Consider the following 12,137-nt stretch of genomic DNA (forward strand, 5'->3'; position numbering starts at 1 on the left):
ATATACTTATCCCCCATTGTGTACTCCGGATTTACCAGAGGCCAAATACCAGTTGGCCACATTAACCCGAATTTCTCATGAGCAATCGGAGTTGAGCAACCTACTGTTCCTGTAAAACTTCATTAACAGCTGTCACAAGAATTTTACTGTCGACCGGCTTTTTGAGTAATTTAATGACCCCAAGCTCTTCGGCCTTTTTTTCTGAAATAAGCCTACTGTAACCACTACAGAGAATGATAGGAGTTTGGGGGCTGTTTTTTGAAATTTCACGTGCCAATTCAACCCCTGTTAAATCAGGCATGGTCTGGTCTGTTATAATAAGATCAAATTTATCCGCAGAGGCTTGAAATGCTGCAAGGGCTTTCTTGCTGTCGCTCATGGCTGTGACCGTGTAGCCGACATTCTCAAGCATCTGCTTAAACATGTCGGCAATCAGTTCTTCGTCATCAACCACTAAAATAGATTTGCTTGCTTTTGCAGGCAATTGTGTATCTGCCTGTTCCGGTTCGGGCCCTGGAAGCTTTCCATTAGAAATCGGAAAGTATATATGAAATGCGGTTCCCTTGTCGAGTTCACTCTCAACATGGATGAACCCTCCAATCTTTTCAACGATACCATGGACCATAGCTAATCCAAGTCCACGGCCCTGCCCGCCACTTTTTGTGGAATAATAAGGTTCAAAAATACGGCCGAGTGAGTCGGAATCCATACCACGACCTGTATCCTCTACGATGAGTTCAACAAAAAAGCCTTCGCAAACACCTGGCTTTTTTTCAATGTCAGCGGCTTTTAAAAATATTTTGTGCAAGTGTACCGTTATCACTCCTTTCTCGGCTTCCATTGCATGGAGGGCATTGGTGAACAGATTGATTAAAATACGGTGAAGACCTATTGGACTTGCCACTATTTTTCCGCAATTCGGTTCAATCTCTTTTCGGAACTCAACCGTTGTCGGCAGGGAGGAGCGAAGAAGCCTAAGTGCTTCCATAACAACAGGCACCGGATTCATAGGATACGGGCAATCCGGATCTTTTTTACTAAATGTTAAAATTTGTTGAACCAATTCTTTTGCCCGATTACTCCCTTTAAAAATTGGATCTAGGTACTTTTCCAGGTCGCTAGAGTCAGGAATTGAAGATTGAAGCAGATCGGCATAACCGATGATAAGAGTTAAAATATTATTGAAATCATGTGCGATTCCACCTGCTAAGGTGCCAATTGCCTCCATTTTTTGAGCATGCGAAAGTTCCGCCTCAACTTGTTTTTGAACGGTGATATCTCTGGCAATATGCACAATATGGGTACATGTTCCATTGTTGTTCAACAAGGGAGAAGTTGATACCTGAAATATTTTATGCAGATTAGGGCAGGCAATGGTAGCGGACTGAGTTTGTTGTTTTTTTAAGGTCTCTATCTGGGGGCATTCTGCACAGGGATTGCCGGCTTCCCGGAAGAGTTCGTAACAATACTGTCCATTGAGACTGCCGAGTTCAGCCTGAAACATCTCATAAGCAGCCTTATTGGCCCGAACAACGCGCATATCTGTATCATGAATTGTTACAATATCAGCGATGGCATCAAATGTACGTTCCCATTCCCTCTTCGCGTTTTGTAGTTTTTGTTCCAGTTGCTTTTGCTCTGAAACATCCGTCAAGGCAATGCGGAACTGCCCCAGGTGTCCATCAATTTCGGGATTGATAGTACATTCCAGCAAAGCATGGAAAACGCCTCCATCTGTTTTCAGCAATCGTAGTTCACAGGTCTTTTTTCCACCAGTTGTGGAAAGCTGTTTGCGACACTGGTAATACAGTTGCTGGTCTTCGGGCACAATAAAGCTGCTCAAAGGACGCATGACAAGTTTTGCCCTTGGCAGAAACAACATATCAGCAGCCATGAGGTTAGCTTCTATTATCAGTCCTTTTTCATTGACAGTTACATAACCGACAGGTGCAAAGTCATACAGGTCTGTATATTTTTGTTGGGACAGCTCAAGCTGCTCCTGTGTGCGCAGCAAATCCTCATTCTGAATTTCCAGCTCTACCTGGTGGGTATACAGTTCATGGATCAGCTTTCCGGCCTCCTCTGCGGAAAGTTGCGAAAAATTGCATTGCTCAGGCTTGCTGAATTCCTCTGCACGTTTTCTCAGTTCAGCAAATTTTTTTGTTGAAGAACCAATTCCATCCCCCATGCCCCCCCCGTTTAAACACTTAAAATAATTACCTTATTTCAACATCTCCATATCTCTTTCAGTGGTTGCTATCAAACCAAATCCATTGTTGCCATCCACCAGTCGCGTGACGGTAAGCCAAACAGTCATTTTTTTGCCACTTTTATGTAACCGTTCGGTTACGAAAGATGGAAACTCCTCCCCCCCTACCGAACTCAGGATTCGCTGCAATTCCTCCTTCTTCTCATCAGGGATAAGATGCTCTACGTTCATACCAAGCGCTTCCAGCTCAGAGTAGCCATATAGCTTTTCCGCCCCTTTATTCCATGCAATTATTGTCCCATCATTCTCCTGCAGGGTAATAGCATCGTTAGAATCTCTGACAACCGCAGCGAGTCTCTTTTCCTTTTCCAGTAGTTTCTTCAACTGGGTGATGTTTTCGAAAGTTACCACTATACCATCGATCACATTGGTAGAGGTTCTGTAAGGACGTAACTTCATGGTATATATCCCTCCATTGGTGTCGACTACTTCCACCTCCTGCTTCTCAAGATCATGCAAAATCTTATCGGCATACTGCTGCAGGTCTACGTTTATAAGAGTAGAGGAAAAGTGGCTGATTGGTCGTCCTATATCGACACTCGTCAAAGGAAAAATTTCTTGTGCTTTCGTTGTAAACCTTCGGATATGGAATTCGGTATCAAGAAATATGGTAGCTATGTGGGTTGCATCCAGTAAATTTTTAATATCGTCATTTGCTGACAACAGTTCATCTATTCTGCTCTGAAGCTCGGCATTAACCATTCCCGATTCTTCGTTTAATGATTGAAGTTCTTCTTTAGAGGTCTCAAGCTCTTCATTTGTGCTCTGCAACTCCTCATTAGTGGACTGGAGCTCCTCGTTGGTTGATTTTAACTCCTCGTTTGTCGTTTCGAGCTCTTCAATGGTTGTTTGCAGGTTTTCTCTGGTAAAGAAAAGTTCTTCCTCCAGCCTTTTAACCTCATCACTTTTTGGTGTCTTTTTTCTTCTCGATGGCTTTTTATTTTTATGCTCGCCGGGTTGCTCAACAACATCAAAAATGATCAACATAAGCCCTTGGTGATGGAGCTGAACATCAGGCAAGGGTTTAATAATCAAATTAAGGTGGATTGAATCACCGTTGTTCTTTATCTCTAACCCTGTAAGTTCGGTCTCTTTTTTTTCGGACGCCACCTTGCGGATAGCAGTAGCTAAACCAAATTTCATCCCGGGTCGTGCCATATCCAAAAGATTCATCCTGGCCTGCCCTTCAGCCGGTTCCCAAAAACGACCTGTTCGACCGTGTATATACACAATATCAGCCGAATCATTGATTACCACACAGGCAGGCACATCAATTTGATCAAGGATAGCCTTTAAAAAGAGCGGGGTATTCATTTCAGGAACAAATTGCTGTTTTTTTTCAAAAGTGTCTTTAGTCATTTTGACATGCGGCTGAAAAGTTGGAAACTCCAACAGAGATTTTTTGAGTTTATCGCCGGGAAGGCGTTTGAAGACCTTGACCTGTTTCTCAACCCCTCGAAAAAGGTCGGTTGCCTGTCCGGTTGTTTCCGAAGTTCCAAGCAACAAGAGGCCTCCTTCTCTCAAGCTGTAATGGAAAATAGATAATAGTTTTTTTTGCAGCTCAGGCTGGAAATAAATGAGAAGATTTCGGCAGCAAAGAATATCCAGGTTTATAAACGGTGGATCCTTAATAATATTTTGCGTGGCAAAGACGACCAGCTCACGGATCTTTTTCCTCACCGTAAAATGCTTTTCAGTACGATGGAAAAACCTATGTAAACGTTGTTTACTGATATCACTTGCAACTGATTGAGGATACATTCCCAGGCGGGCCTTGTTGATTGCTTGTTCATCAACATCCGTGGCAAAAATTGAAACAGGATGAAATCTTTTTAACTTTTCCATACACTCTGCCATAACGATGGCAATGGAATATGCTTCTTCACCTGTACTGCAACCCGGCACCCATATTCTCACTTCAGCCTCTTCCGGCTTCCCTTGAAGTAACAGTGGCAGGTATTTTTCTTGTAGCACGTCAAACACTTCAGGATCTCTGAAGAAAGAGGTAACTCCTATCAGGAGATCTTGAAAAAGAATGGACGCCTCATTGTCGGAATGTTGAAGGAAGCTCACATAATCTTTTAGCTGGTCGATATTGTGAGCATCCATCCTCCTTTCAATTCTTCGATAGATAGTATTTTTTTTGTACAATGAAAAATCATTGTTTGTTTTTGCTCGCAACAAGGCAAAAATTTTTCGAAGAAGATTTTGTACATCCTTTTGATCGTTCAGGGGGTGGGGTTTTTGAACGTTTGCCTGGTGCCGAATATAACTCATTAATTGTTGCGGCATTTGATTGGGCGGCAAGACAAAATCAATACATCCCGTGGCAATAGCACTCCCCGGCATACCATTATACTTTGCCGAATTGGAATCCTGCGCCATGGTCATACCTGCCGCCGCCTTTACATCTCTAATCCCATGACTTCCATCAGTACCTGTTCCGGAAAGTATGATACCAATCCCACTGTTGCCGCAATCCGAGGCAAGAGAAGTTAAAAAGCTATCAATAAGTCCTAGCTTTTCTTTGAGCACGATCCTATCAAGCAATTGCAATCTACGGTTTTGAATTATCAGTGTCTTGTTAGGAGGTATAACAAAAATACGATTGGCCCTTACATGAACCCCATCAACAATTTGCTCTACCTCCATGTTGGTTTTCCTGCCGATGAGTTCTGGAAGTAAACTGACTTTGTCTGGAGCGAGGTGGGTCACGACCACAAAAGCACAGCCGCTGTCTGTTGGCACAGCTGAAAAAAAATCCTCCAAAGCTTGTAACCCGCCTGCAGAAGCACCTAAACAGACCACAGGAAAAGTAAGCGGAGCAATGTCAGCCTGTTGAGTTTTTTCAGGTGATGGCGTATGGGTGGTGGAAGAATCTTTTATGGGCATCTCGTCAAACCAAGTATTTGAAAGTATTATGCTAACACAATAGTACCCTTTATTCAAAGTGCTACCCTATATATAAGTGGCAAATAGAAGTTTCAGAGAGAGACGATGCCGAAAATGAGGATGAAGCGTTAAAGGAAAAAAACCCGATATGACTGGAGGGTATCTTGGATGAGTAGCGGTTTCGTTCGAGGTCAGGCAAGTCTAAAAGTCCGGAAAATCAAGCTAAAGGGCAATTATTCAGGACACCTACAATCAGATCCGATTATCCGGCAGGGTCCCAATGATCGAGGCTGTTCGCATTTTATCCTGACTCAGCTCACCCAGTGTCACCCGCAGGTGTTCTCCATTCTTGTGGGCCAGCTTAAACCAGTTCTGGATTTCCTTATCAAGGATCTCCTCCCCTACCCCTTTGCTCAAACCGCGCTCACCAACAGGATTATCCAATCTCCCGGAGTTGATAAAGGTCCAGCGCTCATCCTGACGGGAAACAATACCAGTATGCCCCCTGGTTTGAGTGGAAAAAGAGAGAATCTGGCCACTATTCAAAAGCGGTTCGATCTCACTGATCAAATCAGCGGCATTCTTTTGCCAATCGGCAACGTGTGCGTAGTTTTTGGACAAGACGGTTGAACCAGCCGCCTCAACAATGCCTTCTCCATTGAGATAGGCATTTGCAGCCATTCCCCGGTCAACGGCCATGCTGGTCAACCTGGAGTACAGACCATTGCGACCCCCGTAAGGAATATCGAGCTGTTTCAAGCCATTGACCAGCAGTTCATAACAATTGATTTCCTGGTATGATTTCCCCATATATGGCTGTACTGCTTGACTGAGGTCTGCAACCGGCTCATTCGCGCTATTCCCAGGTTCCATTGGCAGAGAATTTTTTGTTGGCGCCATCGCAACTGCATTGGGGGCAGATGGTCGTGTATCCGTCCCGGCTTGCCAGGAGATCTCCATGGTTGCGGGGCTCAGCAATACCTCAGAACCGACCTGCATGCTGTGAAACGGTTTATCCGTATTGACTGCCTGACCAAGGATATCCCAGGTCTGATTGCGAAAGCGTGCATCCTGACGCAAAAGATGAGAAACCGTAGGGGTTTCATTGCTGATCATACCAAGACTAACAGGTTCGCTTTGTTGGGCAAGAGATGTCTCTTGTACAACAAGGCCGCTCTCAAGCTGCTGAGGAGATGAAGAGGTGGCACGTGTTCCGACAACAGCTTCCTGCAACATGACTGTTGGCTGCTTTTGCTCTGCACCTGACCAGGACAATTCACCGGAGGTCCGGTCAATATATATCTTGGTTCCAGGAAGGATGGATTTGTAGTTTTTGTACTGATTTTGGTTATCAGAGAGGATATCCCACGTTTGCCCTTTGAGTTGTTCATGCTTGCGAAGCAATTCGGATACAGTTGGAGTTTGCCGTGTGATGGTCCCTATTTCCTGCAGATTGCCTGTTTGCTGTTGTCCTGAAGCCTGCTTTTTCGCAGCCACCGTCCCGGAAAGCACCTCATCAAAGGAACCGGTTGCTTTGTCTGATCGTTCCCTGGTTGTTGTTTGCCCGGCGGTATGTATAGTCTTTTGTATTTCCATCATTTGGCTGTGTGTCGAAACGAGTAATCGTCAATGGAAAAAATGGAAGAAGTGTCCTGTCAGCGATGAATTGTCGGTTTATTTCATTCTTTTTTTCGTTCCTGTGAAGTCGGGCCATGTGGTGCATAGTTGTGCTATGTGCCACATGGCCCGACTTCGCAGGCGCGGAAAAAGACATGAAAGATGCGACAAGGCAGCATTGACAGGACACTGGGCTCACCATCCCTCTCTTGGAATGTAAGCAAGTAGTGATCCATAATGCACTTCGCTTAAGACTATATCGGCTGATTGCTCACTTTTGCTTATTTTTATCCGTAAAAAATACTCCCTGACCAAAAAAGAAAGTTGTTTTCTGTTCCTTGGATGCGAAGCTGATCCTGTACGAGCCAACTTTTCGACACACCTGACGCGAGGAAGACAACAGATGTGATTAAGGGCCTATCGGGCAATATCTTTGTTCCGACAGGCTCTTCTAACCATGCTAATCAATTTTGATTACGCACACGAACAACCGGGATTACTCTGTATCCTGGCAGTATTTGGGAGTTATCCCAAAGGTGTACCACCCTTTGAGAAGGGAGGCCGGCAAGGCAGTAAAACGGTTACCGGCCACACACTCGTGGGGCACTACTGACCACTGTTTGCCTGCCATGTCAGCAAGGCAGCGCCAAACGCTCCCATGGCCTGAGGATCGTCAGGGATGAACACGCTTCGTCCGAGTTTCTCAACCAACAAGCTGACAATGCATGGATTTTTACCAACACCTCCTGTAAAAACGATATCGCCCTCTCCTGCAACACGATTGACCATAGCCGCCGCCCTTCTGACAACACTCTCATGGACTCCACGGGCAATTTCACGCCTGTTCTCTCCTTTGGCGATCAGCGATGTCACTTCCGACTCGGCAAACACGGTACACATGGAAGAAATGTTTATGTCCGTCTCGGCCAATAATGCCTCGGTACCGAATTCATCAAGCCCATATCCCAGGCTCTTGGCCATAATTTCAAGGAATTTTCCGGTCCCAGCAGCACAACGATCGTTCATTTCAAACTTTTTCACTCGTCCGTCATTGCGCAGAGAAATAGCCTTACTGTCCTGCCCACCAATATCGAGCACCCCTAAAGCTTCTGGAAAAAGAGTCCAGGCCCCTGTGGCATGTGCCTTAATTTCGGTAACAGTCGACGAATCAAATGCTATTTCAAAAAGACTCCTCCCATAGCCTGTAGCCGTTATATGATCGAACTTCACCTTAGCTATCAGTTCTTTGGCCTGGGCAATAGGATCGAAACCGGTTTCGGTCTGCAGGCTGTCCTGTTGTTCTCCCCGGTCATCTACAGTCACCAGTTCTATCGTTCGGGAACCGATGTCAATTCCAGCATAACGCATAATCGATCCTTATGCTGATTATCTCAGCTGTTCAATGAACGCTTCGACGCGAGTCTTCAATTGCCCGGCATCTTCCAGCGAATAGTCGGTGTCTATCCTCAGACAGGGTATACCGTCCTCTTCAAGGGCATTCTCAACGGGAATGGATTCCATGATGTAGGGTTGGCAGAACTGCAGCCCGTAATGGATGACACCCTCGGCCTTGTATGCTGCAGCCATTTCCTTGATATGATCAAGTCTATCTGAGTTAGGGGTGAATACGGCACAATCGACCTTGAAGTAGCGATCGACCAGACTTTCCATCATTTCGTCTACTGTAGTGCCGGACTCTCCGGTAAGATTGCGGGTACCGCGCTCTCCGACGCATGACTCTTCCCCGACAATTACCGCTCCTGAAGTTTCAACAATCATCGGTAACTTCCAGTTAGGCACGGCCTGAGGGCATCCGGAAACGAGAATACGCGGTGTACGTTTTGGGAACGCTCCCTGGCCGGCCTCTACCCTCTGCTCCAATTCGTCACAGATCTTGTTGACGGATTCTGTAAAGCGGGCAGGATTATCATAAAAAAAGACCTGGTTGGCGAGCAGTGCATCCAGTCCTGAAATCGGCGCCGGATCGGCTTGGCGAAGGAGAGAGAGACGGTGAATTGCAGCCCGCTTGGCATTAACCGTCTGGATTCCCTGCTTGAGGCTTTCCGCTGTTACAGTAACACCGGTGAGCTCCTCAACAGCCTCCATGAATCGATAAAATTCTGCCTTCAGCAAGGCCCGGCCATTTTCTGATTTGACTTGGGGAAGATCCATCACGTAGAGATTATCGACCATATTCCCAAGTGTTTCGTATGCCTTTTTTTTGCCGTCGCAGGTATTTTCGCCAACCACCATGTCGGCACCTTCAAGGTATGGGCAGACTTTACCGATCTTAAAACCAAACGACGATTTAATCAGGGCACAGGTGTTTCTTGGCAGCAGCTTCTCCACCTCCTCTGTGGCAAAGTCTGCTCCTGAGCACAATCCGACAAGCGTTGCATTGGCGGCGAGTGCGATTTCTTCCGGCACAAAGACACAGTACGAACCTATAATTTTCCGTCCTGCCTTTTTCTCGTCCAGCAGCTCCCTGATTCGTAAACCGTGAACCTCACTCATCACAAAATCAAAATAAGCCATCCCCTCAGGTCTGTTTTTCTGGGCTAAGTAAATATCCTCATATGCCTGCCCCAGAACTCCGAGCAGAGCATCATGGGCTTCAAGATCAAGTCCCATTTCCTGCCACATTAAACGATAATCTTCTGCCATTCCTCTCTCCTTGTGTTCTATTTCGAGGGTGTCGATAACGAATGGGGCCGTAACGTGTACCCTTTACCTATGTCGCTACATGCCACCTTTCTAAAGTACGTATCTGTTCTAAACGCACGCAATACTAAATAGATTACCCTGATATGTCCAACTGGAAATACCTATGGCAAGACAACAAGCTATCGTGAAGTTCAATGCGAAAAAAATAAGCTAAAGGGATAACCTCAGCTTTAGTAGAGTGAAAATTAAAGGAGCCACAACAAAGTGGTAATTTTGGATACTCAATGCCGCAGAAGAAAAAACGGCTGAAGACAACAGGTCATTAATTTCTTCCGGCATCATATAATACGCATCATATAATACAGTAGCGGTAAACAATTCTGCAACTTGACCGTCAGCGTATTTTTTTGATGTATACGGCGTGGCATTCGCCGGAACCTGCCTGATCGCGTTCAATACGAATCTCGATGCGGTCACCCGGTGAGAGCTCTCCCGGTGACAAGGGTATTCCCTCTGACTCGACCATTGCATCTGCAGCAAGCTCAATCATCATGTCTGTATCGCCGATAGAGAGCCTGAGCTGCAGCGGCCAGCTTTCCATGATGTCTGTGATTGTCGCTGTCGTCCATCCAGACGACGACGGCAGTAAAGGTGGAGGGGGGGAATCGCTACTGCTTACAGCGTTATCATCACTACCCATTGTTTACTACTCCTTACGCCCCTTGTGGTCACCTCATATGCACCGCTGTTGCGGCCGCAGCCTGCATCGAGGAACGCATAGGCAATACGGCCCAGCGCTCCATAATGCAGTTAATAACCAGCTACATGTTTTTCCAATTCTTCATGTTGTTAAAAACCGGTTTGGTGATCCTGGTTGATTTGTTGGGACAACCACCATAGGCATGAATACCGATGGCGTGCCTTTTGCCGTCACGGTATCGCCAGGTAGGGCTTCCGCTTTGACCGCCGAAGGTGTCGAGCATGTAATAGAGACGCCTGGCCTCTACCTTGCTGATTCTTCCTGCGTTATACCACTGGGTTCCAAAAGGTTTATCTCCTGCATAGCCGCAATTGTTGGCCAGCAAGTTGCGGAGGGAAGCTGCAGATAAATTTGCAAAACCAAACCAACCTACGCGGCGCCCAAGGGTATCATTAGGGAGAATGATGCAGCCATAATCATGGGTGGATTTCTTACTTTTTGTCCAACCAGTGACACTCCTGAATGAGGTACCAATCTGAGAGCCGTACGGTTTGACGGTGCCGTTCATACCTGGGATTACCTCAATCTTTTTTGCCCAACCGCCCCTGGTATGACTGTAAACACAGTGTCCAGCCGTCATGACCGTCCTTGGGCCAATGAACCAACCTGTACAACCTGACCTGCTGCCGCTGGCAGTGGTAATGATGAGCTTACAGATCATTCGCCATGGTATGGATGTGGTTCCGGAAATTTTTTTACGATCATCCCTGCCACAGACAGATTCAGGCTGGTCATAGGTTTCATCGCAGGCCGGAGGAACCGTGGCAAGATCGATGGCTTCGCCCTCGTCCAGTATGGTAAAGCCCTCGGTGAGTGCATACGAGCCGTCGAACTCTGCTACATTTTCCAAACTGCCGCCGCCATGGGTACCGACATCAAACCCGTCTTCTTCAAAATCATCTTCTGATTCCGGCTTATAGGCCGCTGTGGTTGCTGCGCTACCTTCACTTGAATCCTCGGTATGCAATTCGAGCTCTTCCTCATCCCAATCATTTGATGAAACACTTTCATAATCAGACATGGTTGTTTCTCCTGTTATTGTTTTGGTGATGGTGATTGACGCATCAGGCAGTGCAGTGCTTCTCCTCAGCAGATGGGTGCAGTATTTTCCCTGCACACTATCAAAGATAAATCTGCAGATGCTGTGCCATGGCTTTTGAAAACCAGAATCCATGCTAAGTGGCTAGATTGTGTAAGAAATAAAAAGAGGAACCAGGAGAGAGGCAACTACTGATGGTTGATATGCACCAATAGTGGTGGTGCATATCAACCAAAAACATCGGAAAGGTGGCGGGATTTTTCAGGGCAGAGATGGTCTTGGGGATGCAGGCAAGCTATCAACCGGACGGTCTACTTCCATTTATTACTCAATATCAGCACCATAGGAAACAGAAGGCGGTTAATACTTTTCGTCGCAGTTGAAGAGTCGAGAGTGAGGTTAAATTTTACGAGTGTTAATTTCACCCTGCTCCCTTTTAACCTCTATCCCACTTTATTGTCCCTGTAGAAAAGTTTTGACAGAGTCGTCGGCAGCACCACCATTATTGACAAATTTAATATTATGAGCAGTTAAGGCTTGTTTCATCTTGTCACCGATGGCTTGAGCAATAATAATGGTGACATTGTTGGCAGACAGTAAGGAGGCAACGGTACGGCTGATACCACCGGCCTGATCCTTGGCCGGATTTTTCATGGCTTCTATAAAATGTCCCTTTTCGTCAAACAGAAGATAATAGGGTGCTCTACCGGTTTCTTCGCTAATAAGGGAATTTTTTTCAGCCCCTGTTGCAGGAACAGCAATCTTCATTGGGTGCATCCGACGTTTATGGAATGCGTAAGCTGAGCACACTGAGGAACGATTTAGTTAGTAATTTTAGACAGTTAAGTTAACTTTTCAGTTCAAAAGTAAACGTTTTCATGGTATAATACTCTGCA

General features: G+C 46.0%; 8 protein-coding genes. All 8 read right to left on the bottom strand.

Going from position 1 to position 12,137, the window contains the following annotated elements:
• Positions 1–100 precede the first annotated feature (100 nt).
• Positions 101–2,188: a PAS domain-containing hybrid sensor histidine kinase/response regulator gene (locus JWH17_RS19000; RefSeq protein WP_205224247.1), complete on the bottom strand. Its 2,088-nt coding sequence runs from the start codon at positions 2,186–2,188 to the stop codon at positions 101–103.
• Between the two features lie 33 nt (positions 2,189–2,221).
• Positions 2,222–5,161 (bottom strand): CheR family methyltransferase, encoded by a 2,940-nt coding sequence (locus tag JWH17_RS19005; RefSeq protein ID WP_205224248.1) that lies wholly within the window; start codon positions 5,159–5,161, stop codon positions 2,222–2,224.
• Positions 5,162–5,413: 252 nt separating this feature from the next.
• Positions 5,414–6,760, bottom strand: coding sequence for a hypothetical protein (locus JWH17_RS19010; protein ID WP_205224249.1), 1,347 nt, complete (start codon positions 6,758–6,760; stop codon positions 5,414–5,416).
• Between the two features lie 624 nt (positions 6,761–7,384).
• On the bottom strand, positions 7,385–8,146 hold the full coding sequence (locus tag JWH17_RS19015) for an acyl-CoA dehydratase activase (RefSeq protein ID WP_205224250.1): 762 nt from the start codon (positions 8,144–8,146) through the stop codon (positions 7,385–7,387).
• A gap of 18 nt (positions 8,147–8,164) precedes the next feature.
• Complete coding sequence (locus JWH17_RS19020) at positions 8,165–9,442, bottom strand: double-cubane-cluster-containing anaerobic reductase (protein ID WP_205224251.1); 1,278 nt, start codon at positions 9,440–9,442, stop codon at positions 8,165–8,167.
• A gap of 394 nt (positions 9,443–9,836) precedes the next feature.
• Entirely contained in the window at positions 9,837–10,142 is a 306-nt protein-coding gene (locus tag JWH17_RS19025) for a hypothetical protein (RefSeq protein WP_205224252.1), read from the bottom strand.
• 121 nt (positions 10,143–10,263) lie between these two features.
• The gene (locus JWH17_RS19030) at positions 10,264–11,223 is read right to left on the bottom strand and encodes a trypsin-like serine peptidase (RefSeq protein WP_205224253.1); all 960 of its coding nucleotides are present in this window, start codon (positions 11,221–11,223) and stop codon (positions 10,264–10,266) included.
• Between the two features lie 471 nt (positions 11,224–11,694).
• Positions 11,695–12,009, bottom strand: coding sequence for a NifB/NifX family molybdenum-iron cluster-binding protein (locus JWH17_RS19035; protein WP_232371191.1), 315 nt, complete (start codon positions 12,007–12,009; stop codon positions 11,695–11,697).
• Between the last annotated feature and the right edge of the window lie 128 nt (positions 12,010–12,137).

Origin of the sequence: Desulfogranum marinum (assembly GCF_016918565.1) — a bacterium.
GTDB classification, from domain to species: Bacteria; Desulfobacterota; Desulfobulbia; order Desulfobulbales; family Desulfobulbaceae; genus Desulfogranum; species Desulfogranum marinum.

Excerpts from the sequence above, each read along its gene's own strand:
- JWH17_RS19030 (WP_205224253.1), bottom strand. The coding sequence starts at position 11,223 with ATGTCTGATTATGAAAGTGTTTCATCAAATGATTGGGATGAGGAAGAG.
- JWH17_RS19000 (WP_205224247.1), bottom strand. The coding sequence starts at position 2,188 with ATGGGGGATGGAATTGGTTCTTCAACAAAAAAATTTGCTGAACTGAGA.
- JWH17_RS19020 (WP_205224251.1), bottom strand. The coding sequence starts at position 9,442 with ATGGCAGAAGATTATCGTTTAATGTGGCAGGAAATGGGACTTGATCTT.
- JWH17_RS19015 (WP_205224250.1), bottom strand. The coding sequence starts at position 8,146 with ATGCGTTATGCTGGAATTGACATCGGTTCCCGAACGATAGAACTGGTG.
- JWH17_RS19005 (WP_205224248.1), bottom strand. The coding sequence starts at position 5,161 with ATGCCCATAAAAGATTCTTCCACCACCCATACGCCATCACCTGAAAAA.
- JWH17_RS19025 (WP_205224252.1), bottom strand. The coding sequence starts at position 10,142 with ATGGGTAGTGATGATAACGCTGTAAGCAGTAGCGATTCCCCCCCTCCA.
- JWH17_RS19035 (WP_232371191.1), bottom strand. The coding sequence starts at position 12,009 with ATGAAGATTGCTGTTCCTGCAACAGGGGCTGAAAAAAATTCCCTTATT.
- JWH17_RS19010 (WP_205224249.1), bottom strand. The coding sequence starts at position 6,760 with ATGATGGAAATACAAAAGACTATACATACCGCCGGGCAAACAACAACC.